Below are 26,904 nucleotides of genomic sequence, written 5' to 3'. Positions count from 1 at the left end.
CCACGAGAACCGGTGGAGCGCCGACGCACCTGTCCCAGTGACCCGCACGACCGAGTGCGGGGCGATCGCCTACAAGGAGCCCCATCATGCTTGCTGTCCTCGACACGCTCACCACCGCCGCGACGATCCTGCCCGCGAACATCAACATCACCCCGAACGACTCGGGACTGCCCGGGATCGGGGCGCTGCGCACCGTCGTCGGTGCGGTGATGACGATCGGCCTGATCCTCTCCGTTCTCGCCCTGATTGTCTCCGCGGTGGTGTGGGGGTTCGGGTCGAACTCCTCCAACCCGCACCTCGCGTCCCGCGGGAAGGTCGGGGTGCTGATCTCCTGCGGCGCGGCGATCATCACCGGCGCATCGGTGACGCTGATCAACTTCTTTTGGAATGTCGGCCAGACCGTCTCCTAACCCGTATCCCGAACCTACGAAGGGAGGGGTGTTGTGGCTGGTATCTGTGACGTCCCCATCATCAGCAACGTCTGCGACACCGTCGGTGAAACCGCTGCAACCCTGGTGGCGGCCCCGTTTGATTGGCTCGCTGGGGCCATCGGCCAGGCCGCGTCCTGGCTGTTCCAGGGGGTGTGGGCGCTGTTTGATTCCACGACTCTGGTCGATATCACCGGGGCCGGATACATCGGCGTCTACAACGTGATGTTCGGCATCGCGATCTTCTTAATGCTGATCTTCTTCTGCCTGCAACTCATCACCGGGTTGGTGCGCCGCGACGCCGGATCCCTCGGCCGGGCAGCACTGGGACTTGCGAAATCGGTGCTCGGGTCGTTCCTGGTGATCACCCTCACCGCGACCCTGCTGGAAGTGGTCGATCAGCTCTCGATCGGGATTATCCAGGCCACCGGCACCACGCTGGAAGAGATGGGCGGGAAGATCGGCGTCCTTGTCGGAGGGCTCACCGCGATCACCCTCACCGCCCCCGGCGCGGGCGCGATCATCACGATCTTCCTGTCATTCCTCGCGATCTGCGCGGCAGCGATCGTCTGGTTCTCCCTGCTGATTCGCAAAGCCCTCATCCTGGTCGCCGTCGTCATGGCACCCATCGCGCTGTCCGGGGCGTCCTGGGATGCGACGAAGGGCTGGTTCGGGAAATGGGCGTCCTTCGTGCTCGCGCTGATCTTCTCGAAGCTCGTGATCGTCGTGGTATTCCTCGTCGCCATCAACCAGGTCAACGCGCCGATCGACATGGATCTGTCCTCGATCGCGGATCCGATCGCGGGGATCGTGCTGATGTTCATCGCCGCGTTCGCGCCCTACATGGTGTACAAGTTCATCAGCTTCGTCGGCTTCGACATGTACCACGTCATGTCCGCCGAGCAAGAATCCAAGCAAGCTATGAACCGACCCGTGCCACTGCCTGGGAAAGCCGATGGGGCCGGGCCACAGAAGATCCTCGACGGCGGTGGCGGCGACAGCAAGGGTGCGGACGGCGGAGCCGCACCGCCGAGTTCGGAATTCAAAAACTCCGCAGGAGGCGGCAGCGCAGGCTCGAGTGGCGCTGCAGGCGCCGGTACCGGAGGTGCAACCGCAACAGGTGGAGCAGGCGGTGGCGCAGCCGCCGGTGGTGGTGCTGCCGCCGGTGGTGGTGGTGCTGCCGCCGGTGGTGGTGGGGCTGCTGCCGGAGGGGCAGCCGGGGCAGGTGCTGCCGGAGGCCCGATCGGGATTGCCGCGGTCGCGGGCGCGAAAGTCGCCAAGGGCGCAGCAGAGGCAGGCCCGAAGCTCGGCGGCGCGATCGGCCGCACCGCCGAAGGACACGCAGGCGCAGCAGCGGCAGGGCAGGCAGCTCCGCCGCCACCTGACCGGTCAGCGCCACCGGCGTCACCGCCCGCGAAGTCGTCGCCGCCGCCAGCTCCTCCCGCGAAGTCTGCACCGTCCCAGGCTCCGCCTGCCAGGGATCCCGGTCGCACCTCTCCAGCACCCCCGCCACCGCGGGCGAACCCGAAGCCATAGACCCCCAAGACGTTCCCGAGAGGAGGTGACAACAGCCCTCTGGCGGTGCGTGAGCACAAGGGTCTGGATCAGACAGCGACCTGACCCAGACCCCGCTCACGCACCGCCACTTTCTTTGTTGCTGCTCGTACCTGACCGGCGACACCCGTTCCCGCATCCAGGAGTAGCTATGGCCACCGTATCCAGCACCGAGTTCGATCTGTCCCCGGTGAAATTCTCCCGCCTCACAAGGCGCGGCATCATCCTCGGCCTCTCCCTCCCGCAGGTGATCGCCGTTAGCGTCGCCGTGCTCGTATTCGTCGCCTCCCTCTACATCGGAGGACCCGCCGCCCTGTATACGGCACCGATCTGGGGAACGGCACTTGCTTTGGCTGTGGTGCCGATCGGTGGCCGGAAGATGATCGAGTGGGTGCCGATCACCCTGCACTGGATGTGGCGGAGTAGGGCTCGGCAGACCAGCTACCGCCGCAAGATCGTCAAACCCCGCCCCGCAGGAACCTTGGCCCTCCCGGGAGACGCAGCAGCCCTACGCCAGTACGAGGACAAGGAATCCGGTGCGGTGATGGTGCACGACCCGCACGCCCAAACCTTGACGGCGCTGCTGGAAGTCACCCACCCCTCGTTTATCCTGCTCGACCCGGGCGAACAAGAGCGCCGGGTTCACGCCTGGGGCCGGGTGCTTTCCACCGCGTGCCGTTCCACCCGCATCGCCCGCCTGCAGGTGCTGGAGCGCACGGTGCCGGACAGTGGTTCGGGGTTGTCGCAGTGGTGGGCCGAGCACGGCAACGACGACGGTTCCTGGGTCGCGAACACCTACCGGGAACTGATCGACCGGGCAGGGCCGGCCGGGGAACGGCACATCTCCACGATCTCCCTGAGCCTGGACATGCGTGCCGCCTCCCGCGCGATCCGCACCGCAGGTGGCGGACTCAAGGGCGCAGCCGAAGTGTTGAAACAGGAGATGCATACCCTCACGACGGCGCTGCGCACCGCGGACTTGAAACCCTCTGAGTGGTACACGCCCGGTCAACTCGCCGTGATGCTCCGCAGTGCGTACGATCCGGGAGTTGCCGCGACGCTAGAGCGCTCCGGGACGATCGGGCACGACCTTGCGACCGCCGGTCCCGTCGCCGTGGAGGAAACCTGGGAGGGGCTGCGCTCCGACAGCGCCCATCATGCGGTGTTGTGGATCTCTGAATGGCCGAGGTCGCTGGTGTATCCGGGGTTTCTTGCCCCCGTGTTGCTCTCGTCGGGGATTCGGCGCTCGTTCACGCTGCTGTGTGACCCGATCCGTTCTGACCAGGCAGCCCGGGATATTCGGAAGAAGAAGACCGAATACATCTCGGATGCCGCGCAACGGCAGCGGGTCGGGCAGATCGAAGATGCCCAACAATCCGCCGAATACCAGGACGTCCTGCAACAGGAAGCCGACCTCACGTCCGGGCACGGGGTGCTTCGCTACACCGGCCTCATCGCCGTTTCCGCTGCCAGTAACGACGAACTCGAAGCCGCCGTATCCGCGATCGAGCAAGCCGCGATCCAAGCTTCGTGCGAGACCCGACGTCTCGTCGGCCAGCAGGCACAAGCATTCGTGGCGGCTGCGCTGCCGCTGTGCCGCGGGATCTGAGTCCGCTGACGCTCGACGGTCGCAAAGTTCTCGAAGGGGCCGCGCGGTAAGAGGAATGAGAATTGCAAGTAGTTAAGTGGTTGATAGTATTGCTGTTTATGGATTCACTAATGGGTGCCAAGCATGAGCTGCTGCTGGATCATGCTGGGCAGCATGATCATGGTGCACACCTTGTCATGGCGCTGCTGCGTACCGCAGCGTTGATCGATCGTGCTTGTGCTGCGAAGCTCTCGGAGTTTGATCTGTCCGAGGGGCGGCTGACCGTGCTCCTTGCCGCCGCGAAACATGAAGCCGCGACCCCGGCCCTGCTTGCGGAACAGGTGGGGATCTCACGAGCGGCTATCACGGGCCTCATCGATGGTTTGGAACGGCAGCAGCTCGTTCGCCGAATCGCGCATCCCACTGACCGTCGCTCGCTGACGATAGAGGCCACTGATCAGGGCCGTGCGGTGCTTGACAGCCTGAGCCCCATCTATGGTTCGTGGCTCCAGCAGGTGCCAGCAGGAATCGGGCCTGACGAAGCCGCCGCAGCGATCACGGTGCTCAGCACGATTCAACACAATCTGGGACGGGGTACGGAGCATGAGTAGCGCGGGAGCCAGTCGGATGAGTGAGATTGCGGTGGATCATCTCGTCGGGCTGAACGCCGGTCGGGTTGAAGCGAGAACCTTGACCGAGGCGTTAGCGATCGATCACCGCGTCCTGTTGCGGGCAGCCATTCCCGATGCTGCTGCTGAACTCACGGAAGCTGTCGAGACCGCGCAGAGCCTGGGCATCCTGAAACGTATGGCAGCGATCGGTGCAGCGTTACACCAGCACCTCCCAGTCGAGGCCCGCGACGCGCTTGCTGTACACCCCTCGGATACGGTGCGTGGCTGGATGTGCTTCGCGATTGCTGCAGACACGACGCTGGACGCTGAGACGCTGCTCTTAGCAATTCAGCCGTTCGCCGATGATCCACGTTTCACCGTACGCGAATGGGTTTGGATGGCGGTGCGGCCTCGCCTTACAAGCGACCTCCCCGGATCGATCGAGCTACTCATTCCGTGGACTCGGGAGGAGTCCGCGAACCTCCGCCGCTTCGCCAGTGAATCCCTCCGCCCTCGCGGGGTGTGGGCCAGCCATATCGCTGCGCTCAAACAGAACCCAGCAATTGGTGAACCCCTCCTGGAACCGCTTCGATCAGATCCTTCGCGGTATGTGCAGGATTCCGTTGCCAATTGGATCAATGACGCGGCGAAAACGAACCCCGAATGGGCGAGAGAACTCTGCGAACGCTGGCGCGTGGAAAGCCCAACAGCCGCAACCACCCGCATCACTGCTCGCGCACTCCGATCACTCAAATAGGGCCTCGACTCTCGGCAGCATTGAACGGTCCTGCCCTCATGTTGAGGCCAGCTTCAGCCTGTTGGAATAAGGGCGGGACATGATCTGGGATCGTCAGATCTGCATACCCGAGTGGCACTTACCAGTGATGCTGGATCGCGATAAGAATCGCTGAGGCTTTCTCTATCTCTGACTGGATTGGTTCTTCGCATGCGCACCTCTCAGGTGAACCGTTGAGAGGAACAGGCACATGGGCAACAACCGAGAGTCGAAGAAGCTTTACTCCACAGTCCTCGTTGAGGACGGGAAAGGAAAACGTCGTTCACGCAAGGCTCGGGAACGGGCAGCCCTGCAGGTGATCGCCCGCGACCGTGCTGCCCAGTGGCAAGCGGAGCGAGCGAAAATCGCTGCCGAACGCGCTGCCGCCCGCTCCACCGATTACCTCCCCAAAGGCGGAGAAGCGGGGCCAGCGGCGTTGCGTTCGTACCGCCGGTTTCGGGTGCCGACGCATCAGGACACCTCCGCGACCTTGCAGGGCGCGTATCCGTTCCTCGCCGAGGGCGGCCTCGGGTCGCAAGGTGTGTTCGTGGGGCAGGATATGTACTCGGGCGGCAGTTTCGTGTACGACCCGTGGGTGCTCTACCAGCGCGGCATCATCACCGCCCCGAACCTCGTCCTCGCAGGCATCGTCGGCTCCGGAAAATCATCCCTCGCGAAGAGCCTGTACACACGGTCGATCCCGTTCGGTCGCCGCGTCTACGTGCCCGGCGACCCGAAAGGTGAGCACACGGCCGTCGCTGAGGCGGTAGGTGGGAAAGCCATCATCCTCGGTCACGGGCTCCGCAACCGCCTGAATCCCCTCGATGAGGGCTACCGTCCCGGCGGGCTTTCCGACCCGGAATGGGCCTCCACCGTTGCCTCTCGCCGCCGTGACCTGATCGGGGCACTCGCCGAGACCGTACTGGAGCGATCGTTGTCACCGCTGGAACACACGGTGATCGATATCGCGCTCCAAGCTGTTGTCGCGACGGCATCTGTGCCGATCCTCCCGATGGTCGTCGACCGGATCCTCACCCCGGACCCGGGCGATGACGAACGCCTCGCAGAAGACGGTCGCCTCGTCGGCCACGCACTGCGCCGCCTCGTCTCCGGTGACCTCGCCGGACTCTTCGACGGACCCTCGACTGTCACGTTTGACCCGACGCTGCCAATGATCACGCTAGACCTGTCTCGCGTCGTGGAGAACTCGACCCTGATCAGCGTGCTCATGACCTGCTCGTCGGCGTGGATGGAATCGGCGCTGCTGGACCCCAACGGCGGCCAGCGGTGGGTCGTCTACGACGAGGCGTGGCGGTTGATGTCACACCCCGCGTTGCTCAAGCGGATGGATGCGCACTGGCGGCTCGCCCGCCATTACGGCATCGCGAATCTCCTGATCTTCCACAAACTTACCGACCTCGACAACGTCGGCGATCAAGGCTCCGCGATGCGTTCCCTCGCGAACTCCCTGCTGGCGAACGCAGAGTCGCGGATTATTTACCGGCAGGAGTCCGACCAGATCGGAACTACCGGTAAGACCCTGGGATTGACCGGGACGGAGCAGAAACTGCTCCCTAGTCTGGGCACCGGGCAGGGGCTGTGGCGGATCAAGGAATCTAGCTATGTCGTGCAGCATCAACTCCATCCGGAGGAGCTGCGGGCCTTCGACACCACCCAAAGAATGTCGCAGAATCCGCGGAATCATGCGGATTCTGGCCAGGTTGAGGGCGGGTCATGAGCGTACAAGACGCACCCGCCCAAGGGCACATCTCGTGTGTGCTGTCAGCGGTGGTGGTGTGATGAGTGAGCTATCGGATGAAGAACTTGTCGAGCGGACGACAGCGTTGGTCGGCGGGTTGGAGCAGATTGCGAAACGGTACGAGGAGCACGTCTTTCTCGCCTGGGAGGATCCGGTCACGTTCGGGGCTGGTCACTTCGTGCTGTATCCGGAAGCAGGCGAGATTACCCGGTTCGCGATCGAGGAGCAATACACGGACACCGATTGGTCCGACGACGAGCGGATTGCGACCTCGTGGACGTGGGACTCGCAGGCACGAGTTCGGCAACCAGACGGCGATTGTCCGTGGGTATCTCTCGCGCATGGTGAAGTCGCACCCGGCGACTATGCCCAGTTGCTGGGCCTCGCCGAGGACTGGGCGAAAACCACCCACACACTTGCCGAACGGGAACAGGCGCTCACCGTTGACCCCCTCACCGCACCGGGTGTGGAACGGCATGGTGGGCAGCGCACCTTCCTGTCATGAGCCCAAGAATCAGAGTCCCTATACCCTCCGCCGTGACCATTTTCCTGGTTCAGGAGGTGCACGGATGAGTTCGCGCCGTGACCGTCGAACCCCACAGCACCCGCCAGCCGCAACGCCGGAACAGCCTGTCGTGGTGCCTGCGGTGCTTCCGCAGATCCTGCTCGAAGCCATCAACGCCGAGACGCTGATCGCCACGATCAATGGTGACAAGCTCTCGGCAACCCCGATCCGGCGCAGTGACATCGCGCAGACGCTCACCGAGCTTGTTGCCCGGCTCGGGTCACCGACTCGGGTGGAGGTGCGGGAAATGGACGGCAGCATTCACGCCGATATCCTCACCCCACCCGCACCCCGATCATCGTTCGCACCACCAGCAGATGCGCCCCCGACGGTCACCCCGCCGAGCCTCTGGGAGTTCACCGCGAACGGATTCGTGCCCGGCGAAGACGTCGCCCTCGCCCTCGTGATCCGCCACACCTCCGCAGGACCAACCGGGTCCGCCCGCGTGCTGCTGGATCGCGGCGAGACACCGGTGGTGACGGGTGAGGTGATTCTGCTGGGACGGATCTCTGGCACCACCTCTGTGCAGCGCATCGACTGACCGGCGCACGCTCGTACCTGTTGTCCTGACCCCGCGCACACTGTCGCGAGGTCAGGAAGGTGCCCGCCATGTCAGGCCCGGTGCAGGCGAAACCCGCAAACGACCTCTTCATCAACCTCGCCCTCGGCGCGCTCATCGCCGCGGCAGCTTTCACTGGACTGCTCCGCGTCGCAGGTAGCGTGGCCGCGTTCCTTACTGGACTCCCGGAGCCCACCGCTGGGTTCACCGCCGGGGTCGGCGTCCTCGCCACACCTGCCGATCCGGGGGCGGCGCTCGGCGCTGATGGCCTCAACCCGATCCTCTACTGGGCCATCGTCACCCTGCTCCTCGGGATCCTCGGAACGGCGGGCTTCTTCGTCTGGCGGGCGATCCACCAGGCCGGTTCGAAGACGGATCCGCACCGGCTCGCCGGGACCGCGACAGCCGCCGAGGTCGCCCGAGTCGCCTCCGCGAAAGCCCTCGTAAAGAAGGCGACCACGCTGCGGCCATCACTGACCGGGAACGCTGCTCCTGGGGATGTTGGCTATCTCCTCGGTACCGGCAAGGGCGGGCAGGTGTGGGCCACGGTCGAAGATTCGATCTTGCTGATTGGCCCGCCCCGCTCAGGCAAAGGCCTGCACGTCGTGATCAACGCGATCCTCGACGCACCCAGCGCGGTGATCACGACTTCCACCCGCCCCGACAATCTCACTGCGACGTTGCATGCGCGGGCACGGAAGGGGAAGGTGGCGGTGTTCGATCCGCAGCAGCTCGCACCGGGGTTGCCTGCGGGGATGCGGTGGTCGCCGGTGCGGGGTTGTCAGGATCCGTTGACGGCGATGATCCGCGCGAAAGGTCTCGCCACTGCCACCGGCTTCGGGGGTGTGCAAGATGCGGGGTTCTGGGAAGGGAAAACCACCGCCGCAATCCAAGGGCTTCTACATGCGGCAGCTCTCGATGGGCGGGATGCGAAGACGCTGTACCAGTGGGCTTTGAACCCGACTCTCGCCGCTGACGCCGTCCGTATCCTTTCCTCCCACCCGGGAGCCGCAGAGGGGTGGGCGGATTCGCTGGATGCGATGGTGCAGGCGGACCCGCGTACGAGGGATTCGATCTGGCAAGGTGTCTCCCTCGCGTTCTCTGCTCTTGCCGACCCGCGCGTCCTCGATGCCGTCACCCCGGCCCCGGGTGAGGAGTTCGATCCGGAAGCATTCCTGCTCGGCAACGGCACCCTCTACCTCTTGGCAACGGGGGCGGGTGCTGGTGCGTCGTCGGCGCTGGTGGCGGCGTTCATTGAGGACCTCATTGAAACGGCGAGGAAGATCGCCGCCCGTTCGCCCGGAGCCCGCATGGACCCACCGCTGCTGCTCGCCCTTGACGAGATCGGGAACCTCGCACCGCTGCCCAGTCTGCCGACGTTGATGGCGGAAGGCGGTGGCACGGGGATCACCCCGCTGCCGGTGTTGCAATCGCTCGCGCAGGCGCGGGAGAAGTGGGGCGAGAACCAGGCGAACGCGATCTGGGACGCGTCAATCGTGAAGATCATCCTCGGCGGTGCTTCCAACAGTCGCGACTTGCAAGACCTGTCCACGCTCATCGGGGACCGTGACGAGACCACTGATTCGGTGACCACTGACGCGTATGGGGCGCACTCGAGCCAGCGGTCAATTCGCCGGGTCCCGATCCTCCCGCCGGATGTGCTGCGCACGCTGCCGTTCGGGACCGGGGTGGTGATGCTCCGTACTGCTCGGCCCATCATCACGAACCTCCGGCCCTGGCCGAACCGTGCCGACGTGAAGCAGCTCCGCGCGGATCGATCCGAGATTGAGCAGGCGCTCCGAGGCGGGGCCGGATAGTCCGGGTCGGGGTCGTACCTGTTGGGTAGTCCCAGCAATTCTGCGGGGGCGGTGACCGATAGGAGTGAATCTGATGACTATTCGCACGAAGGAATCCCTCTCGGGGTTCGTCGCATCCGACCCGGAGCTGACCTTCACCAGTAAAGGTGATGCCCGCTTGTATATGCGTGTCGGGCAGCCGCAGGCCAGGTTCGAAGAGGACGGTACGTTCACGAACCTGGATCCGTCTTTCACGGACCTCGTGATGTTCCGCAAGTCCGCCGAGCGTGCGCATGAGCAGTTCCGTAAAGGCGACAACTTCATCGCTGAGGGTGAAACCCGCAGCTACATCGGCAACGAAGGAACTGACCGCGAACAGTTTGTCGCGTCCCGGATCGGACATGACAACAACATCACCCGCTACACCGTTGACCGCAGCGGCCCCGAACGCGATACCGCGCAGCAGGACGCCCCGGCACGGGAACAGGTGCAGCAGGCCCTCGCGGAGCGAGAAGCGCAGCTGGACCCCGAACCTGCCGCAGCTGTCAGCGACAGCACCGCTCACCGGGAGGCTTTGGCCCGATGACCCGGGTGCGGCGACCAGTACCCCCGCACACCTCCACCTGGTCGCCGCACCCGACTTTTCGTTTCGCGCACAGTCCCGGTGCGCACGTCTCTTTCGCCGATGGAGCTTCTCATGAACCCCGAAAACACCCCACCTGACACACCCCAGCCTGAGCCTGACTTTGATGGTGTCGACCTATCTGATTTGCCGCCGGAGATCGAAGCGAAGGTCCGGCAGCTCTCGAAGCAGGCGTATGTGAACGATCTCTCCGCGACCCTGGCCGGGGTGCCGCGCCCGATCAACTGGCGCACCTTGCCACCGGATGATCTCGAACACGAACTCCTCGACCTGAACGCCTGGGTCGACTGGCTCCGCCACACCTACGGCCTGCCCGCCCAAGTGGTGCCACCCATGTGGCACCGCCACCCGGAACTGCTCTGGGAGCTCTCGGCACTGCGGCAGTATTGGCTGTTCTGTTTCGACCCGCAAGCCAAAGGGAACCAGGCCCTTGCCTGGCATCACGACTTCGCCGTCGCCCGGGAACGCCTCCGCGACTGGGTGACGATTTCCGGTACCCGCCTCGACCGCGACCGACCCACCAGGATCACGCCTTGGCCCGGGGGTGAAGCCGAGGACTGGACCGAACCCGACACCACTGAACGACCAGTGGCCAAACGCATGGACGATTTCGTTTCGTTCGTCGCTGAGCAAGTCGCGGGTCGGCTGGCCGAGCAGGATGCGGTCATCAGGAGAGTGCTCGCTGAAGAGATGCGGTCCGACGATGGCACGTAGAAAGCAGCCGTACCAACGGACGAGTGACTACGTGCCGCAGGCGGAGCGCTCCTATGGGATCAAGGTGGTGCATCGGACTCGTCCGAACATGACCTTGCTCACCGAGCTTTTCGTACGCTACACCCTTGCCGAGGCCAACAGCCGACGTGACGCACACGACCCTCCGGTCATCCCTCGTCCCGAGGTGTTGAAACCAGCTTCTGACCCGGATTTCACTGCGGAAGGAAGGTAACATCACGAACCGCCGTGAACCTGTCGGCGGGAGAAAAGAGGATCCCATGTCTCTCATCGCCGACCCGGTACTGACACCACCTACGAAAATCACTGATATCGCTCTCGCGCCTGCCATTACCTATCTGCGTGTCTCCACGAAGGAGCAAGCCACCAAGGGCGGACACGACGAAGGGTTCTCCATCCCTGCACAGCGTGCCGCAAACTATGCCAAAGCCGACTCGATCGGTGCGACTGTGGTGAAGGAATTTGTTGATGCGGGCGAGTCCGCGAAGAAAGCAGACCGCCCTGCGCTCAAGGCCATGATCGCGTACGTGCGAGCGCACCGGGTCGCGTACTGCATCGTCCACAAGGTCGACCGGCTTGCCCGCAACCGTGCCGACGATGTGGAGATCCACCTCGCACTCCGCGAGGCAGGCGTCACTCTCGTGTCAGCGACCGAGAACATTGATGAGACCCCATCGGGAATGCTGCTCCACGGGATCATGTCCTCCATCGCGGAGTTCTACTCAGTCAACCTCGCCAACGAGGTCATGAAGGGCCTCGTCCAGAAAGCGTCCACCGGGGGAACCCCGATGCGTGCACCGCTCGGATACCTCAACACCCTGCACCGAGACGAACTCGGCCGAGAAGTGCGCGGCATCAAAATAGATGAGAAACGAGCTGCGCTCGTCAAATGGGCATTCACCGCTTACGCAGCCGGGAACTACAGTCTCGCGCAGCTCTGCAAAGAACTCACCAAGAAAGGGCTGCGCAGCGTTCCAACCCCGAAGCGTCAAGCCCGACCCTTAGGGATATCCACGGTGCATCGGATGCTGCAGAACCCCTACTACAAAGGGGACGTCGTCTACCGAGGCGTCAGGTATGACGGTGCGCACGAGCGCCTGATCGAACCCGAAGTCTGGTACCAAGTACAGACGATGCTCCGCTCACACGCCCAGTCGGGCGTGCGCACCCAGAAACACGACCACTACCTGAAAGGCACCCTCTACTGCGGGCGATGCCGTCAACGCATGACCATCATCCACGCGAAAAACCGGCACGGGAACATCTACCCGTACTTCATCTGCCTCGGCCGCAACAACAAACGCACCGACTGCATAATGCCCTCCGCGCCGGTGGACCGGGTGGAGCAGCTCGTCGCCGATTACTATCAGCGCATCACGCTCACTCCCGCGATGACTGACGCGCTGCGCGGCATGCTCACCCACGAGTTCGACCAGCTCACGGCAGGCACCAACCAGTCCATCCGTGATCTCACCGAACGCCGCAAGCAGATCCTCACCGAGCAGGACAAACTCCTTGAAGCGCATCTCGCAGACGCGCTCAGCCTCGACCAGTTAAAGAAGTTCCAGACCCGGCTTCGCGCTGAACTCGACGGCATCGAAGCGCAGATCGCCGAGCATCACAACGACTACCAAGGTGCCCGCGACCTCATCGACGGGGCACTTGACCTTGCCCGAGACTTCGCCAGCATCTATGAACGCTGCGACGAGCAGAACAAGCGGCTCGCGAATCAGACGTTCTTCAGCCGCATCTACCTCGATGAAGGCGGGAGCCTCACCGTCGATACCGCGGCACCCTTCGAGGCCATCCTCGACGACAACACTCTGGAACAGGCCATCGCCTGGGCAGACCAGCGGTCAGAAACCAACGAAAAGAGCGATGTTGCAACCCAGGACCTGTTTCTTAAGTCCGGGGTTACAACATCGCTCATTAAGTGCGCGAGGGGGGACTTGAACCCCCACGCCCTTGCGGGCACTGGCACCTGAAGCCAGCGCGTCTGCCTATTCCGCCACTCGCGCAAGTTACTGTTTCGGGTTTCCCCTGAACAGCGAGAACAATCATAACCATGCTGCCGGGGCATCACCTAATCGGGTCCCATGGTGTGATGAGCCGCACCCCGGGGAACCAAATACCCCGAAAATCTCGTTGCGTTATGGAAGAGAGGCCTGCACCGTCGGACGTTTCGGTGGCATGACAAGTAGTATCGGAATGGCACAGGCCTCAGGGCCGGCTGTTTCGTCACGCGCCGTGGCCGGAGCGGCGTACAGGACAACCGACTTCGAGAGGAGCAGCGCCCATGGGTTTGGTCGACAATGTCGAGCGCGGTCTCGAAAAGCTGGTGAGCACCGTCTTCCGGGGATCGGGCTCCTCCGAGGTTCAGCCGGTCGAGATCGCCAGCCAACTTCGCAACGAGATGGACAACCGGACGCTGACCTTGTCCCAGGGCCGCACCCTGGCCCCCAACTCCTTCAAGGTCAGGCTGGGGGCGGCCGATTTCGAACGCGCCAAGCAGTGGGGCGCCACCCTGGCCGAGGAACTCTGCGATGCCGCCGTCAAGCACGCACGCTCGCAGCAGTACACGTTGCAGGGCCCGGTCACCGTCTCCTTCCACCGTGACGACGACACCAAATCCGGCAGCTTCTCCATCGACGCCACGATGGACAAGACGACCGCCCCCGCCGCGGCCTCCGCCCCGCCACCGGCTCCGAGCGCTCCACCACGTCCACCGCCGAGCAAGCAGGCCGTACTGGACATCAATGGCCAGCGCTATGGGCTGCATGCCGATTCCGTGGTGCTCGGCCGCTCCGCCGACGCCGACATCCCGGTCGAGGACCCCGGGGTCTCGCGCCGCCATATCGAAGTCGTTCGTGAGGGTTCCCGGGCGTGGGCCGTGGATCTGGGGTCCACCAATGGCAGCTACGTCAATGGCCAACGGGTCGTCGACCGCGAGGAACTCTTCGATGGCTCCATCATTGCCATGGGGCGCACCCGCATCACGTACCGGCTGGTCCCCCGATCGAGTGGAGACAGCGCATGAGCGACCTCTTCCTGACCGCCCTACGCCTCGGGTTCCTGATCCTGTTGTGGATCCTGATCATGAGCATCATCGCCGCGCTGCGTCGGGACTTGTCCATCGGCAAGCGGGCGAAGACCGGCGAGCCGACGGCACGCGAGGTCCGTAAGAACCCCGAACTGGCGCCCGAACCGGCGCCACCGGCCAAGAAGGCGGCACGAACCCTGGCCATCCTGGAAGGACCACTCAGCGGGACGAGCCTGGATCTGGCGGCCAGCCCCATCCTGCTGGGGCGGGCCCAGGAGGCCACACTCGTCCTCGAGGACGATTACGCCTCCGGGCGACATGCCCGATTATTCCCGCAGGGCAGCCGTTGGTTCATCGAGGACCTCGGCTCGACGAACGGCACCTATCTGGGGGAGAACCAGTTGACCCGAGCCCAGCCGGTGGAGATCGGCCAGCCCATCCGGATCGGCAAGACCGTCATGGAGTTGAGGCCGTAGTATGGCGCTCACGTTGCGGTTCGCAGCGCGGTCGGATGTGGGGTTGGTCCGCGCCAAGAACGACGACTCCGGCTATGCCGGCCGCTATCTGGCGGTCGTGGCCGACGGCATGGGCGGACATGTCGGCGGGGACGTCGCCTCGGCATCGACCGTGCTGGATCTGGTGCATCTGGACCAGGACCGGACGGTCGACGTGGAAACGGTGCTGCCGGACGAGATCCAGACCGCCAATTCGATCCTCAACGAACTGGTCAGCGCGAACCCGAAGCTCTCCGGGATGGGCACCACCGTCACGGCCCTGCTGCTGACCGGGGACCGCTTCCAATACGCCCATATCGGCGATTCCCGCGCCTACCGGCTCAAGGATGATGTCTTCGAACAGGTCAGCAAGGACCATACGTTCGTCCAACGGCTCGTGGACGAGGGCCGCATACGCCCCGAGGAAGCCGAGCACCACCCGCATAAGAACGTGTTGATGCGGGTCCTGGGCGACTCCGATGCGAGTCCCGAGCTGGATATCGACCAGTTCCCCATCGCCCCGGGGGAGCGCTGGCTCCTATGCTCCGACGGCCTCAATGCCGTCGTGCCCGACGACATCACCGAGCGCATCGTGCGGACCGCCGGTTCGTTGCAACAGACCGTCGACGCATTGGTCGAGGTCACCCTCCAGCATGGCTCCCCCGACAACGTCACCATCGTGATGGTCGAAGTCGCTGAGAATGCCGACGACGACGCCCCGGGGGTTGACCCCGGTCTCGAACCCGCCCCGGATACCGGCCAACTCCAGGTCGCCCAGCAAGGCGATCTCGGGGCCAGCGCAGCCGTCATCCGCCACGAGATGTCCATTCGCCCCCATGCCCTAGTCGGCGCGGCCGCCCTGGCCACCCAGACCGGACAAATCCCGATGGTCACCCAACGGTCGGCGGAGAAGCGGGCCGCCGCGATCCTGACCCATAAGGCTTCCGAGCCCGACGAGGTGCCGGAGGACCGCGAATTCGATCCCATGCGTCGCCCGCTGAACCGGGGGTGGCTCATCCCGACCTTCCTGACCCTGATGGGACTGATCCTGGTTTCCGTCTTGTGGTTCGGGTTCGCCTGGACCCAAACGCAGTACTACGTGGCCGATCACGACGGCAAGGTGGCCATCTACAACGGCGTGTCACAGGATCTGGGTCCCATCAAGCTCTCCCATGTCGACACCGTGACGCATATACCCACGCAGGCCCTGCCCTCCTACACGCAACAGAGGTTGCGCAACTCCTTGGCGGCCCGCGATCTCGCCCATGCCCAGGACATCGTGACCGAACTGGTCATCAGCGCCAAACAGGCCTGTCCGGTCGTGGTACCGGCCGATCCGCAGTCCGCCGACTCGCCGCCGGGCTTGCCCAATTATTGTCAGGAGGTGACACCGTGAGCGAAACCCCGGAACTAGAGACCGCGCCCATCCCACGGCGCAATACCGAACTGGTGTTGCTGATCCTGGCCCTGGCCGTCGCGGTGGGTGCCAACTACCTGGTCAGCTTGAGCAACACGGATGGTTTCGACGAAGGGTTCATCACCCAAGGAGCCGTCCTGGCCGGCATGGCCCTGGTCATGCATATCGTGCTGAGGATCTGGGCGAAGTATGCCGATCCGATCATTCTTCCCTGCGTGGTGGCGCTCAACGGGATAGGGATCGCGATGATCCACCGGCTGGATCTGGCCAACAACGACGATGCGGCGACCCGCCAACTGTTGTGGACCGGCCTTGCCATGGCCGCTGCCATCGCCACGCTATGGCTGGTTCGCGACCACCGCATCCTGCGCAAGGCCCCCTACACGTTCCTGGTCATCAGTGCCCTCCTGCTGCTCCTGCCACTCGTGCCGGGCCTGGGCAAGGTCATCAACGGCGCCCGCATCTGGATCTTCATCGGGCCCCTTTCCTTCCAGCCCGGTGAGCTGGCCAAGATCACCCTGGCGCTCTTCTTCGCCGGTTACCTCTCGACCCACCGGGACCTGATCCTGCTGGCCGGCCGCAAGATCGGTCCCCTGCAGCTCCCCCGGGCGAGGGACCTCGGCCCCATGATCGTCGCCTGGCTGCTCAGCATCGGCGTGCTGGTGATGCAGAGCGACCTCGGTTCATCCATCCTGTTCTTCGGCCTGTTCATGGTCATGATCTACGTCGCGACCGGGCGTATCAGCTGGATCATCATCGGATTGGTCATGGTGGTCGTCGCCGGGTTCTTTGCCGCGCAATTCATGTCGCACGTCGCCTTGCGACTGAATTCCTGGCTCCACGCCTTCGACCCCTCCGTCTACGACCAGCAGTACGGCGGGAGCCGGCAAATCGTCCAAGGCCTCTTCGGGCTCTCCAACGGCGGACTGTTCGGTACCGGCCTGGGCAATGGACGACCCGACTTCGTCCCCCTGGCCAACTCCGACATGATCATCGCCGCCCTGGGTGAGGAACTGGGTCTCATCGGCCTGGTGGCCATCATCCTGCTGTTCGTCATCCTCATCAGCCGTGGAATCCGCGCCGCCCTCGGCAGCCGGGACGCCTTCGGCAAACTGCTCGCCGCCGGCCTCTCCTTCACCATCGGCCTACAGTGCTTCGTCCTGATGGGAGGGGTGACTCTGTTGATTCCATTGACGGGGCTGACCACGCCCTTCATGTCGGCGGGCGGGTCCTCCCTGCTCTCCAACTGGATCATCGTCGCCCTATTGCTCCTGGTCTCCCATAATTCCCGGAGACCAGCCCTCACGGGACCGCTCAACGAGCGGGACATGGCCGCGGCCGGACCAGACATCAGCGCGAAGGCGAAGGCCCGCGAAGAGGAAGACGCCCGGCGCCGCGCCAAGAAGGCACAAGCCAAGGTAGCCACGCCACCGCGAAAGGGGGACACCGCATGAACACCGCCATACGCCACGTGTGGATCGCCATCGTCTGCCTCTTCGTCCTGATCTTCGGCGCCCTGAGCTACATCCAGTTCTTCGCGGTCAAGGACCTCAACGCCAATCCGCTCAACACCCGGCAGCTGTACAAGAACTTCGATCTGGCCCGTGGTGCCTTGCTGGTCGACGGAACACCGATCGCCGAATCCGTCGCCTCCGATGACCAATTCGACTACCAACGCGTGTACCACGACCCGAAACTGTATGCGCACCTGACCGGCTTCTACTCGCTGACCTACGGTGCCAACCACCTCGAAGGCGTCATGAACGACGAGCTCAACGGGCAGAGCGACTCGCAGTTCTACAACCGCATGGTCAACTTGTTGACCGGTCAATCCACCGAGGGTGCCTCCGTGGAGCTCACCATCGACCCGGCTCTCCAGAAGACGGCCTATAATCTGATCCCCGACGGACAGCAGGGGACCATCATCGTCTCCGAACCGAGTACGGGAAACATCCTGGCCATGGTGTCCAAGCCCAGCTATGACACCAACCTCCTGGCCGTGCATAGCGGGAAGATCGCCTCGAAGAACATGGCGGACATCCTCGAGACGAACGGACTGAGCCCGAACATCAACCCGGCCATCAACAATCTGATCTCACCGGGTTCCACCTTCAAGATCCTCGACCTGGTCGCGGGCCTGGAATCGGGGAAGTACGACCTTGATTCGGTCTACGACAATCCGACGTCGATCACTCTGCCGGGCACTTCGACGAAGGTGAACAACTTCGACCAGGGCATCTGCGCGAACCAGAACCGGGCCAAGCTCGAATTCATCGTGGCCCAGAGTTGCAACACGCCATTCGTGGCCATGAGCGAGGCGGTCGGGCAGGACGCCTTGCGCGACGTCACCGAACGTTTCGGTTTCGGCCAGCAACTGGAGATCCCGCAACGCGTGACCCCCAGCCAATTCCCGAGCGATCTCACTCCGGACCAGTTGGGCCTGTCCTCGATCGGACAGTTCGACGTCAAGACCACGCCCCTGCAGATGAACATGGTCGCCATGGGCATCGCCAATGACGGGGTCATCATGAAGCCGAACCTGATCAAACGGGTCACCGCTCCGGATCTGAGCGTGCTGGAAGAACCGAAGCCCGAGGAATTCAGTACGGCAACGACCAAGAAGGTGGCCAACCAGGTGACCGAATTGATGCGCGCACCACTCAAGGGCGGGACGGCCTACACGGCAGACATCCCCGGGCTGGACATCGCGGCGAAGACCGGCACGGCGCAACTCGGAGATGGGACCAAACGCGTCAATTCGTGGATCACCGGCTTCGCCCCGGCGGATGACCCGGAGGTCGCTGTCACCATTGTCATAGAAAAGACCGACTACGAGACCGGCCACAACCTGACCAGTCCAAACCTGAAGAAGATGCTAGAGGCGGTGTTCAATAAGTGAGGCCTACATCGGGTATCACCCTGGGCGGTCGGTTCCAACTGACCGAGCGGATAGCCATCGGCGGAATGGGGGAGGTCTGGAAGGCGCGCGATGAGATCCTTGGCCGGATCGTCGCCATCAAGATCCTCAAGGAGGAATACACCGGCGACCCCGGCTTCCTGCAGCGTTTCCGCGCCGAGGCACGCCATACGGCATTGTTGAACCACGTAGGCATCGCCAACGTGTTCGACTACGGCGAGGAAGGCGGTTCGGCCTACCTGGTCATGGAGCTGGTCCCCGGCCAGCCGCTGTCCGCCATCATCGAACGCGAACGGGTCCTGTCCCCCGACAGGACCATGTCCATCATCGCCCAAACCGCCCGCGCCCTCGCCGCGGCCCATGCACAGGGCCTGGTCCACCGGGATGTGAAGCCGGGCAACCTGCTCATCCTGCCCGATGGTCGGGTGAAGATCACCGACTTCGGCATTGCACGCATCGCCGACCAGGTCCCCCTGACCGCGACCGGGCAGGTCATGGGCACCGCCCAGTATCTTGCCCCCGAACAGGCCACCGGGCAGCAGGCCAGCGGGTCTTCGGACATCTACTCCCTCGGAGTCATCGGCTACGAGTGCCTGGCCGGTCGTCGACCGTTCACCGGCGAATCACAGATCGCCATTGCGCTGGCCCAGGTCAACGACAACCCTCCGGCACTCGATGAATCCATCCCGGCCAAATATCGGGCTTTGATCATGTCGATGCTGGCCAAGAGTCCGGCGGAACGACCGGAGACCGCCACGAAGCTGGCGGAGGCGGCCGACGCCATCCGGGCCGACAACCTCGAGGCGGCCCAAACCGCCGTCCCGGGCATCATCCCGTTCCTGGGAACCGGCGGTGGCGACGCCACGCAGGCCATCAACGTGGGAGATGCTCCCACCCAGGCCAACCCGCAGACACCAGAGGCGGGTTCGGGGACCCCGAGCACCAGTGCCTTGCCCATGGTCTCCGACCAGACCACCCGCGGTCCGCAGGCCAGCAAGGAGTACGACGACGCTGACGCCACTCGCGTCCAGGGTGCCGCCGCCGCCGCGGGCGCCGGGGCCGGGTCCGGCAACGACGACCAGGATTTCAATTCGGTCCTCGGCGCCAGCAAGGATTGGGATCCCGATGACGAGGACGGCGCCGCAGCTGGTGCCGGGGCCGGCGCCGGCGGAGCCTCAGGCGGTTCCGGGACCCCTCCGCGGAAAAAGCGGAACCCCTGGATCTGGCCCCTGATCGTGATCGTGGTCCTGGCCTTGCTCGCGGTGTGGCTCGTGCCCATGTTCACCGGTGACAAGACCGGCAACGAGTCTCCGGCATCAAGCGCGCAGTCCTCGCAGAAGACCGTCAAGGTCGATGCTGACGACTACCTCGGCATGGACGTCGACAAGGCCTCGGCCGAATTGAAGGACCTGGGCCTGGAGGTGTCGACGAAGGAGAAGGAAGCCAGCGATCCGGAGAATTCGGTCGTTGCCGTTTCCCCCACCGGTACCGTCAAGGTCGGCACCGTGATCGAGCTGAGCTACGCCGTGCCGCTGCCGGTGGAAAACACGCCTCCGCCTCCGCCGGTGCAAGAGACCAAGACCAAGGCCCCCGCGCCGACCAGGAAGTCCACGCCGGCTCCGAGCAGCAAATCCTCGAAGCCCTCCAGCAGCAAGGCCAGTAGCTCCGCACCTGCCCCGCCGACGCAGGCCCCCACCACCTCGGAACAGACCGAACCTCCCAAGGAAACGGCACCGTCCAAGGCCCCGGTCACGGAGCCTCCAGCAACCAAGCCGACGGATTCGAAAAACCCTGACGCTGCCAAGGACGACAAGGGGTCAAATGGAAATTTCAAGCAGGCCGCCCCGACCGGCGCGGGCAACTAACGCTGAGGCGTGCAGAGGAAATGTGTGACTGAACCCCGAATCCTGAACGCCCGCTATGAAGTCGGCGACCTCATTGGTCGCGGCGGCATGGCGGATGTTTACCATGCCCGCGACCTCCGGCTCGGGCGCGAGGTCGCGATCAAGCTGCTGCGTCGCGACCTGGCCCGCGATCCGGTGTTCCAGACCCGCTTCCGCCGGGAGGCCCAGGCCGTCGCCGGGTTGAACCATCCAGCCATCGTCTCCGTGTACGACACCGGCGAAGAGGATGTTGATGCTTCGGGGGACCACGTCACCAAGCTGCCGTACATCGTCATGGAGTATGTCCGGGGGAAGACCCTGCGTGATCTGTCCAAGGCCGGGGAATTGAATCCCCAGTCCTCGGTCAGGTACACGCTCGGCGTCCTGTCGGCCCTGGAATACAGCCACCGCATGGGCATCGTCCACCGGGACATCAAGCCCTCCAATGTGATGGTCACCGGCGACGACGCCGTAAAGGTCATGGATTTTGGTATCGCCCGCGCCATGTCCGATTCCTCGGCCACCATGACCCAGACGCAAGTCGTGGTGGGGACGGCCCAGTATTTCTCCCCCGAACAGGCCCGCGGGGAAACCGTCGATGCCCGCAGCGACCTGTATTCGGCAGGCTGCCTCCTCTATGAGCTGCTCACCGGCAGGCCACCCTTCACGGGCGACAGTCCCGTCTCCGTGGCCTTCCAGCATGTGAGTGAAAAGCCGGTCGCCGCCAGCGTCCACAACCCCGAAATCAGCCCTCGGATCGACGAGGTCATCTCCACGGCACTGACGAAGGACCGGGACGACCGCTATCAGGATGCCGCGGCTTTCGCTGCCGCGTTGCGCGCGGCCCAGGACGACCGCCCCGTTCCGAAGGATCTGGGCGATGCCACCCAGGCCCTGGCCGTCATGCCTATGTCGACCCAGGCGATGCTGACCACCGAACCACCCACGCAGGCCCTCGCTTCCGGGCCCCCCGGGAACGAGGGCAGGGAACGTACTGCCGCTCTGGCCGCCGAGGGCTCCGGCGGGGCCGGGGACACCGGGAAACAGCCTGCCGTGCACGCCACCGATTCACAAGAGTCCTTGCTCGCCGGGTCTTCGGGCCCCTCCCGGACCGACGAGGCCGACCGTCAACGCACGTCGCGCCGACGGGCATGGATCACCGTCTTTTCCATTCTGGCGGTGATTGTCATCGCCCTCGGTGCCTGGTTCTTCTGGAACTGGAGCCAGGACCAGCAGGAACGCAATGCCATGATCCCCGTTCCCGACGTATCGAACTTGTCGGTGATCGATGCACAGAACAAGATCTACGCCGCCAATCTGAAGCCCGTCACCAAGGAGGTCTACGACGACGACGTCGATTCCGGCTCCGTGGTGGGAACCGACCCGAAGGCCGGCTCCTCGACACGCAAGGACTCCGAGGTCCAACTGCTGGTATCTCAGGGCCCCGAACAGGTGACCCTGCCCAAGGACCTGGCCGGCCAGTCGGAGGCCACCGTGCGCAGCACGCTGGAACGGCTGGGTTTGGACGTCTCCGACGATGTGAAGCGCGAGAACACGGCGACCGTGGAACTGGGCAGCCTCATCGGGACGAATCCGAAGCTGGGGGAGAAGGTCAAGACCGGCAGTCTGATCGAACTGACGCTCTCCACGGGCAAGGTCACTGTTCCTTCGCTCATCGGCCTGGATGTGGACGAGGCGCGCAAGGTCCTCTCCGACAACGCCGTCGGGTTGCAACTCGAATCCGAAGAAAAGGAGAGCTCCAAGCCCGTCGATAGCGTCATCGAACAGACTCCCGTGGGTGGCAAGGATCTGGATCAGGACGGCACCGTGAGGGTCAAGATCGCGAAGAAGCCGGAACCGGAGGAATCCCCCTCTGCTCCACCGTCCGAATCCGAACCCGGATCGGATTCCAAGGAGTCCAAGGAGTCGGCGAAGGAAAGTTCAAAGAGTTCGAAGGCGGCCGAGAAGTCATCGGAGAAGGCTGCGTCCGAGTCGGCCAAGGCCTCCAAGAAGGCGTCAAAGTCCTCGAAGGCAGCCGAACCCTCCCCCTAGCCGCTGTCCCGTCCAGGAAACGCCGCTTCCTTGCCGAGGTGGGGGCTGGGCGGAACAGTGGCCAGGTGTGGCCGGATCAGTCGGTGATCAACGGGCTCAATTTCTCGGCGCGGGCCGCCGCACCGGAGAGGCCGAGTGCTTCCAGCCAGTTCCCCAGCATGTGGTACCCACCTTCGGTGAGCACCGACTCGGGGTGGAACTGGACGCCCCATAGGGGGGCCTCGCGGTGGGCCAGACCCATGACGACGCCACCATCGGTTTCGGCGATGATCTCCAACTCATCCGGGATCGACGCGCGGACCGCCGCCAGGGAATGGTAGCGGGTGGCCGTGAACGGATTGCTGATGTCGTGGAACAACGGGTGGGTTCCATGATGGACCGACGAGGTCTTGCCGTGCATGAGTTCCTCGGCGTGCGTGACGACCCCGCCGTAGGCCTCGGCGAGGGCCTGGTGTCCGAGGCAGACCCCCAACATCGGTTTGGCGTGTTCACCACACCAACGGATGAGATCGATGCAGACCCCGGATTCGCCGGGCGTCCCGGGGCCGGGGGAGACCAGGACACCGTCCCGGGCCTCGGCCAGTTCAATGGCCTGGGCCACCGTCACGTCGTCATTGCGCACGACGGTCGTTTCGGCACCGAGTTCGCGCAGGTAGCCGACCAGCGTATAGACAAAGCTGTCATAGTTGTCGATCACTAGGATCCGCGTGGGGGCGGGCATTGTCACTGCACCAGACCAATCGTTGATTCGGTCCATGGGCTGTACTGACTGGCCCAGGGAAACACGTATTCCATCAACACCAGTATGACGAGCACCGCCAGCAATGCTGAAATCAACAGACGCACCCACCACGGGCCGGGTAGCTTTCCGAATAACCATGCGTACACGCTCTGACTCCTTCACTGGGGTGGTGTTCTTCGATGGTGGCGGACCGGGGACGTAGATTTCCGGATTCAGCCGCCGCCGGTCGCGCGACCCACGGCTTCGGCGATCACCGCTGGGGGTCCCGCATCCAAGGGGCGCCATGATTCAAGCTCCGAATAGGCGATGATCCGCATCCGTGTCGTGAACGGCGGATGGCAACTGGTCATCGTCAGCAAGGATTCGCCGGCCTGTTCCCCGGGTTCGTGCGGCACCGGCAGCAGGACCTTGGAATCCGAGGGATCGACGATCTCCGTGCTGCGGTACCGGTAGGTGTAGTAGCCCTGCCGGGTCTGGACGTACAGCTGGTCCCCGTCGACCAGCTTGTCGATATCCCAGAAGACCTGTCCGTGGGTCTGCCGGTGCGCCGCGACGGCGAAGTTCCCCTGTTCGCCGGGCAATTGTGTCTGCGGGTAGTGTCCGATGCCCAAATGGTCGAGGACGTCGCTGCCTACCCCTTCGGAGATGGGCCGCGCATAGTCCTTCCCGAAGCGCGGCACATACAGGACCCCGAAGGTCTCCTCCCCGTCCAGGTTGGTTTTTTCCGGGGTGCCGTACTTCTTCCGGTCGGCATCGGCGGCCTCTGCCGATTGGGAAGGGCCGGTGGAGGCGTTCGCATCACCACCGGCGAATTCCTGCAGCGTTCTGGACGTCAGCTCTTCCTGGGCGCCATCGGCTTCAATGTTGGTCCACCACAGCTCCCATGCCACGAAAAGGAGAACGATGACCCCGAGCGTCACCAGGACCTCGCCGAGGCCACCGATGATCGCCGCGGATCGGCTCCGTCGACGCCCGGGTTTCAGCGGCGCTGTTGACTCGGGGACAGCGGGCACGAAAACCTCCTGACGCGGTACCGGTAGAATGTCGGTGACGTGGGTGGCCGCATGGATACTGCTGTGCCGGCCCCCACCCATGACAGTATCGCCCGGGTCGCAAACAACGAGTGTTTGACCCGCCCAAGGTCAGGAGTACCAGTGCCCGAGTCGAGGACCCGCCGCAAGGCCCGCAGGCAGTCTGAAGCCGCCAATAAGAACGGGGATGTCAAGGCCCTTCCGGTGTGGTACAAGCCGGTCATGTTCGGTCTGATGATCCTGGGGCTGCTCTGGATCATCACCTACTACATCTCCCAGGCCACTCTTCCGTTGGGGATCGCCGGCGGGTGGAACATCGTGATCGGCTTCGGTATCGCCATGGTCGGGTTCTTCATGACGACGCGCTGGCGTTAGCCGGGCCGAAGGGCCTCAGTCAACGTATTTGAGTCCGACGACGCATCCTACGAGGAGCATCAAGAGCAGGACCTTGACCCAACTGATGGATTCACCGTCGATTGCCATCCCGTAGATCACCGTCAGGGAAGCTCCGATGCCCACCCAGACGGCATAGGCGGTTCCTGTTGGTATGTCCTTCATGGCATATGCCAGTCCGCTCATGCTGACGATGAGCCCGCCTCCGAACACGAGGCTGGGCACCAGTTTTGAAAAACCCTCTGATTTGCCGAGGGCGATCGCCCATACCGCTTCGAACATTCCTGAGACAATCAGCACGAACCACGCCATGATCAACCACCGTTACCTTCCGGCGGCCGTCTTGTCGCTGTCCGGGTACGGCTCCCTCGTCCGGTCGGAGCAATCGGCTCCTGCCCGGCACGCTAGCACACCGCCATGGAGCAGGGACCTAGTCGTGAGATGCTGTATACCCGACGAAAGGACACCATGCCTCCCACTGCCACCCCTCTGACCGGATCCCGTCTGACACCCCAGCGGCTCTATGGTTTCCTGGCCACTGCCGAGATGTTCACCTGGGGGCTTCTGCTGCTGGGAATGGCCTTGAAGTACGGGAACATCAGCGACAAATTCGTTCCGGTCTTCGGGGGCATCCACGGACTGACGTTCATCAGCTATTGCGTGGTGACCTGCTTCGTCTGGGTCAATCAACGGTGGTCGTTCGGCCGGGGCCTGCTGGGGCTGGCCTCCGCCTTCATTCCGTTCTGCACGGTGCCTTTCGAACGCTCCGTCAAACGGGCGGGCCTGCTCGACGGCGGCTGGAGGCTGGGTGTCGGCGGGGATGAGCCCCATGGCTTCATCGAAATCGTCCAGGCATGGTGCCTACGCCATCCCCTTCCCGCGGTCATTCTGGGCATCGTTTTCATCGCCGTGGTCTTTACGGTGCTGTTGATGCTCGGTCCACCGGTTCCCCGGGGCTAGGCCGACACATTTCGTTGGCAGGCCTCGGGCCGCGGATCAGGTGCTCAGGGACGGGGTAGTTCCAACACCCCCGAATTCCGGGCAGCTGTCCGGACGGCTTCACCGACCCGCGCCAGGGCCGGGGAATCAAGCTTCCACCGCTGCCAATACAGCTCGACCCCGCGGGTCCAGTGCGGATCCAGGACCTCCAGCAGACCCTCTCCCGGGTCCTGCGCGTCCGGCACCATCCCCCATCCGAGGCCGTCGATGACCGCCCGGACGAACTGGGACGAGTCCGGTACATGGTGTCTCGGGGGCTCCGCCTGCACACCACAGACGGATCGGACCAGCGCGTGCTGCAGCTGGTCCGAACGATCAAAATCAACCATGGGGGCCACCGCAAGCCCCCGCGGGGGATCTTCAGCGAACCAGTGCCTCCTGAACGCCGCTGAAGCCATCGCCGTGTACCGCAGTGTCCCCAGGAGTTCGGTGGAACACCCCTGCACGGCCCTCCCGTCGGTCGTCACGGCCGCCATCGCCGTGCCCGCCCGCAACAACTCCGCCGAAACGGACTCATCCTCACGCAGGAGTTCGAGTTCAAGGCTTCCATCCTGGGCCAACAACCTGAAGGCGCCGGGGAACCAGGTCGCCAGGGAATCAGCATTGACGACCACCCTCACCGCCGCACGCACCGGGGTCCGGGCAGGGTCCGTGGCGCCCCCGCCGGAGAGTTCCGCCGCGGCTTCTGCAGCCAGGAGATCGGTCTGGCGCGCCAGGCGCAACAAGACCGTGCCGGCGGCCGTGGGCAGCGCGGGCTTTCCCCGACGGACGACCACGGTTCCGACCTGCGTTTCCAACGCCTTGATCCGTTGGCTCACCGCCGAAGGAGTCACCCGGAGCCGTGTGGCGGCTGCGTCGAAGGTGCCGGTATCGATGACCGCTGCAAAAGCGCGGAGCTGGTCCGCCGGAAAATCCATATTAGATAT

25 protein-coding genes, 1 tRNA gene, 1 pseudogene and 1 riboswitch are annotated in these 26,904 nt (G+C 64.1%); of the genes and pseudogenes, 21 read left to right on the top strand and 6 right to left on the bottom strand.

Annotated features, from left to right (window positions below; all coding sequences use genetic code 11):
- Nucleotides 1-86 precede the first annotated feature (86 nt).
- The 12 genes and pseudogenes from ACT3S6_RS07950 to ACT3S6_RS07895 form a co-directional block, all read left to right on the top strand.
- Nucleotides 87-410 (top strand): DUF6112 family protein, encoded by a 324-nt coding sequence (locus ACT3S6_RS07950; RefSeq protein WP_096157913.1) that lies wholly within the window; start codon nt 87-89, stop codon nt 408-410.
- 33 nt (nt 411-443) lie between these two features.
- Nucleotides 444-1,964 carry a conjugal transfer protein TrbL gene (locus ACT3S6_RS07945; RefSeq protein WP_193057844.1) on the top strand — a complete coding sequence of 507 codons (1,521 nt, stop codon included), beginning with the start codon at nt 444-446 and terminating at the stop codon, nt 1,962-1,964.
- 169 nt (nt 1,965-2,133) lie between these two features.
- Complete coding sequence (locus tag ACT3S6_RS07940) at nt 2,134-3,591, top strand: SCO6880 family protein (protein WP_102598839.1); 1,458 nt, start codon at nt 2,134-2,136, stop codon at nt 3,589-3,591.
- A gap of 110 nt (nt 3,592-3,701) precedes the next feature.
- Complete coding sequence (locus ACT3S6_RS07935) at nt 3,702-4,181, top strand: MarR family winged helix-turn-helix transcriptional regulator (protein ID WP_180993134.1); 480 nt, start codon at nt 3,702-3,704, stop codon at nt 4,179-4,181.
- 16 nt (nt 4,182-4,197) lie between these two features.
- A complete protein-coding gene (locus ACT3S6_RS07930; RefSeq protein WP_180993135.1) occupies nt 4,198-4,938 on the top strand; it encodes a DNA alkylation repair protein in 741 nt (246 codons plus the stop codon).
- 229 nt (nt 4,939-5,167) lie between these two features.
- Nucleotides 5,168-6,694, top strand: a complete 1,527-nt coding sequence (locus ACT3S6_RS07925) for an ATP-binding protein (protein WP_096157908.1) — start codon at nt 5,168-5,170, stop codon at nt 6,692-6,694.
- A 61-nt stretch (nt 6,695-6,755) separates the two neighbouring features.
- Nucleotides 6,756-7,220, top strand: a complete 465-nt coding sequence (locus ACT3S6_RS07920) for a hypothetical protein (protein WP_096157907.1) — start codon at nt 6,756-6,758, stop codon at nt 7,218-7,220.
- A 64-nt stretch (nt 7,221-7,284) separates the two neighbouring features.
- Nucleotides 7,285-7,821, top strand: a complete 537-nt coding sequence (locus ACT3S6_RS07915; RefSeq protein WP_096157906.1) for a hypothetical protein — start codon at nt 7,285-7,287, stop codon at nt 7,819-7,821.
- A gap of 68 nt (nt 7,822-7,889) precedes the next feature.
- Nucleotides 7,890-9,656: a type IV secretory system conjugative DNA transfer family protein gene (locus ACT3S6_RS07910; protein WP_096157905.1), complete on the top strand. Its 1,767-nt coding sequence runs from the start codon at nt 7,890-7,892 to the stop codon at nt 9,654-9,656.
- Between the two features lie 73 nt (nt 9,657-9,729).
- Nucleotides 9,730-10,221 carry a single-stranded DNA-binding protein gene (locus tag ACT3S6_RS07905; protein ID WP_096157904.1) on the top strand — a complete coding sequence of 164 codons (492 nt, stop codon included), beginning with the start codon at nt 9,730-9,732 and terminating at the stop codon, nt 10,219-10,221.
- A 111-nt stretch (nt 10,222-10,332) separates the two neighbouring features.
- Nucleotides 10,333-10,992, top strand: coding sequence for a hypothetical protein (locus tag ACT3S6_RS07900; RefSeq protein ID WP_096157903.1), 660 nt, complete (start codon nt 10,333-10,335; stop codon nt 10,990-10,992).
- 278 nt (nt 10,993-11,270) lie between these two features.
- A pseudogene (locus tag ACT3S6_RS07895) lies at nt 11,271-12,317 on the top strand (recombinase family protein); the annotation flags it as partial.
- A gap of 627 nt (nt 12,318-12,944) precedes the next feature.
- On the opposite strand, the gene ACT3S6_RS07890 reads toward ACT3S6_RS07895, so the two are convergent.
- Nucleotides 12,945-13,028, bottom strand: a tRNA-Leu gene (locus ACT3S6_RS07890).
- Between the two features lie 278 nt (nt 13,029-13,306).
- Here ACT3S6_RS07890 and ACT3S6_RS07885 point away from each other — a divergent pair.
- The 7 genes from ACT3S6_RS07885 to pknB are packed head-to-tail and all read left to right on the top strand — an operon-like array spanning nt 13,307 to nt 22,813.
- Nucleotides 13,307-14,047, top strand: a complete 741-nt coding sequence (locus ACT3S6_RS07885; RefSeq protein WP_444554489.1) for an FhaA domain-containing protein — start codon at nt 13,307-13,309, stop codon at nt 14,045-14,047.
- On the top strand, nt 14,044-14,526 hold the full coding sequence (locus ACT3S6_RS07880) for an FHA domain-containing protein FhaB/FipA (protein WP_444554488.1): 483 nt from the start codon (nt 14,044-14,046) through the stop codon (nt 14,524-14,526). The genes ACT3S6_RS07885 and ACT3S6_RS07880 overlap by 4 nt, the downstream gene beginning before the upstream one ends.
- A gap of 1 nt (nt 14,527) precedes the next feature.
- Nucleotides 14,528-15,940, top strand: coding sequence for a PP2C family protein-serine/threonine phosphatase (locus ACT3S6_RS07875; protein ID WP_444554487.1), 1,413 nt, complete (start codon nt 14,528-14,530; stop codon nt 15,938-15,940).
- Nucleotides 15,937-17,415, top strand: a complete 1,479-nt coding sequence (locus tag ACT3S6_RS07870) for an FtsW/RodA/SpoVE family cell cycle protein (RefSeq protein WP_444554486.1) — start codon at nt 15,937-15,939, stop codon at nt 17,413-17,415. Before ACT3S6_RS07875 ends, ACT3S6_RS07870 begins: the two co-directional genes overlap by 4 nt.
- Complete coding sequence (locus tag ACT3S6_RS07865) at nt 17,412-18,860, top strand: penicillin-binding transpeptidase domain-containing protein (RefSeq protein WP_444554485.1); 1,449 nt, start codon at nt 17,412-17,414, stop codon at nt 18,858-18,860. Before ACT3S6_RS07870 ends, ACT3S6_RS07865 begins: the two co-directional genes overlap by 4 nt.
- Entirely contained in the window at nt 18,857-20,743 is a 1,887-nt protein-coding gene (locus ACT3S6_RS07860) for a protein kinase domain-containing protein (protein ID WP_444554484.1), read from the top strand. The genes ACT3S6_RS07865 and ACT3S6_RS07860 overlap by 4 nt, the downstream gene beginning before the upstream one ends.
- Nucleotides 20,744-20,767: 24 nt before the next feature.
- The gene (gene pknB / locus ACT3S6_RS07855) at nt 20,768-22,813 is read left to right on the top strand and encodes a Stk1 family PASTA domain-containing Ser/Thr kinase (RefSeq protein ID WP_444554483.1); all 2,046 of its coding nucleotides are present in this window, start codon (nt 20,768-20,770) and stop codon (nt 22,811-22,813) included.
- 76 nt (nt 22,814-22,889) lie between these two features.
- Here the strand turns inward: pknB and ACT3S6_RS07850 are convergent, their stop codons facing one another.
- From ACT3S6_RS07850 to ACT3S6_RS07840, 3 genes are all read right to left on the bottom strand, one after another.
- Nucleotides 22,890-23,534, bottom strand: a complete 645-nt coding sequence (locus tag ACT3S6_RS07850; RefSeq protein ID WP_444554482.1) for an anthranilate synthase component II — start codon at nt 23,532-23,534, stop codon at nt 22,890-22,892.
- A 2-nt stretch (nt 23,535-23,536) separates the two neighbouring features.
- Nucleotides 23,537-23,701, bottom strand: a complete 165-nt coding sequence (locus ACT3S6_RS07845) for a hypothetical protein (protein WP_443383319.1) — start codon at nt 23,699-23,701, stop codon at nt 23,537-23,539.
- A gap of 66 nt (nt 23,702-23,767) precedes the next feature.
- Nucleotides 23,768-24,568 carry a class E sortase gene (locus tag ACT3S6_RS07840; RefSeq protein WP_444554481.1) on the bottom strand — a complete coding sequence of 267 codons (801 nt, stop codon included), beginning with the start codon at nt 24,566-24,568 and terminating at the stop codon, nt 23,768-23,770.
- 141 nt (nt 24,569-24,709) lie between these two features.
- Here ACT3S6_RS07840 and ACT3S6_RS07835 point away from each other — a divergent pair, with 141 nt between their 5' ends.
- Complete coding sequence (locus ACT3S6_RS07835) at nt 24,710-24,961, top strand: cell division protein CrgA (protein ID WP_444554480.1); 252 nt, start codon at nt 24,710-24,712, stop codon at nt 24,959-24,961.
- Nucleotides 24,962-24,976: 15 nt separating this feature from the next.
- Here the strand turns inward: ACT3S6_RS07835 and ACT3S6_RS07830 are convergent, their stop codons facing one another.
- Nucleotides 24,977-25,291 (bottom strand): DMT family transporter, encoded by a 315-nt coding sequence (locus ACT3S6_RS07830; RefSeq protein WP_444554479.1) that lies wholly within the window; start codon nt 25,289-25,291, stop codon nt 24,977-24,979.
- A gap of 21 nt (nt 25,292-25,312) precedes the next feature.
- Nucleotides 25,313-25,377, bottom strand: a riboswitch (guanidine-III (ykkC-III) riboswitch).
- Nucleotides 25,378-25,447: 70 nt separating this feature from the next.
- On the opposite strand from ACT3S6_RS07830, the gene ACT3S6_RS07825 reads away from it, so the two are divergent.
- Nucleotides 25,448-25,939 (top strand): DUF3817 domain-containing protein, encoded by a 492-nt coding sequence (locus tag ACT3S6_RS07825; protein WP_444554478.1) that lies wholly within the window; start codon nt 25,448-25,450, stop codon nt 25,937-25,939.
- Nucleotides 25,940-25,983: 44 nt separating this feature from the next.
- On the opposite strand, the gene ACT3S6_RS07820 is transcribed toward ACT3S6_RS07825, so the two are convergent.
- Nucleotides 25,984-26,895: an ArgP/LysG family DNA-binding transcriptional regulator gene (locus tag ACT3S6_RS07820; protein WP_444554477.1), complete on the bottom strand. Its 912-nt coding sequence runs from the start codon at nt 26,893-26,895 to the stop codon at nt 25,984-25,986.
- Nucleotides 26,896-26,904: the final 9 nt, after the last annotated feature.

The sequence above is a fragment of the Arthrobacter sp. AOP36-C1-22 genome (assembly GCF_052377515.1).
Lineage (GTDB): Bacteria > Actinomycetota > Actinomycetes > Actinomycetales > Micrococcaceae > Arthrobacter_H.
This window is presented reverse-complemented; position numbering and strand designations above follow the sequence as displayed.

Coding starts and splice junctions, on each gene's coding strand:
- ACT3S6_RS07865 (WP_444554485.1), top strand. CDS start 17,412: ATGAACACCGCCATACGCCACGTGTGGATCGCCATCGTCTGCCTCTTC.
- ACT3S6_RS07915 (WP_096157906.1), top strand. CDS start 7,285: ATGAGTTCGCGCCGTGACCGTCGAACCCCACAGCACCCGCCAGCCGCA.
- ACT3S6_RS07830 (WP_444554479.1), bottom strand. CDS start 25,291: ATGGCGTGGTTCGTGCTGATTGTCTCAGGAATGTTCGAAGCGGTATGG.
- ACT3S6_RS07935 (WP_180993134.1), top strand. CDS start 3,702: ATGGGTGCCAAGCATGAGCTGCTGCTGGATCATGCTGGGCAGCATGAT.
- ACT3S6_RS07920 (WP_096157907.1), top strand. CDS start 6,756: ATGAGTGAGCTATCGGATGAAGAACTTGTCGAGCGGACGACAGCGTTG.
- ACT3S6_RS07850 (WP_444554482.1), bottom strand. CDS start 23,534: ATGCCCGCCCCCACGCGGATCCTAGTGATCGACAACTATGACAGCTTT.
- ACT3S6_RS07950 (WP_096157913.1), top strand. CDS start 87: ATGCTTGCTGTCCTCGACACGCTCACCACCGCCGCGACGATCCTGCCC.
- ACT3S6_RS07910 (WP_096157905.1), top strand. CDS start 7,890: ATGTCAGGCCCGGTGCAGGCGAAACCCGCAAACGACCTCTTCATCAAC.
- ACT3S6_RS07820 (WP_444554477.1), bottom strand. CDS start 26,895: ATGGATTTTCCGGCGGACCAGCTCCGCGCTTTTGCAGCGGTCATCGAT.
- ACT3S6_RS07880 (WP_444554488.1), top strand. CDS start 14,044: ATGAGCGACCTCTTCCTGACCGCCCTACGCCTCGGGTTCCTGATCCTG.
- ACT3S6_RS07905 (WP_096157904.1), top strand. CDS start 9,730: ATGACTATTCGCACGAAGGAATCCCTCTCGGGGTTCGTCGCATCCGAC.
- ACT3S6_RS07925 (WP_096157908.1), top strand. CDS start 5,168: ATGGGCAACAACCGAGAGTCGAAGAAGCTTTACTCCACAGTCCTCGTT.
- ACT3S6_RS07885 (WP_444554489.1), top strand. CDS start 13,307: ATGGGTTTGGTCGACAATGTCGAGCGCGGTCTCGAAAAGCTGGTGAGC.
- ACT3S6_RS07825 (WP_444554478.1), top strand. CDS start 25,448: ATGCCTCCCACTGCCACCCCTCTGACCGGATCCCGTCTGACACCCCAG.
- ACT3S6_RS07930 (WP_180993135.1), top strand. CDS start 4,198: ATGAGTGAGATTGCGGTGGATCATCTCGTCGGGCTGAACGCCGGTCGG.
- ACT3S6_RS07875 (WP_444554487.1), top strand. CDS start 14,528: ATGGCGCTCACGTTGCGGTTCGCAGCGCGGTCGGATGTGGGGTTGGTC.
- ACT3S6_RS07900 (WP_096157903.1), top strand. CDS start 10,333: ATGAACCCCGAAAACACCCCACCTGACACACCCCAGCCTGAGCCTGAC.
- ACT3S6_RS07940 (WP_102598839.1), top strand. CDS start 2,134: ATGGCCACCGTATCCAGCACCGAGTTCGATCTGTCCCCGGTGAAATTC.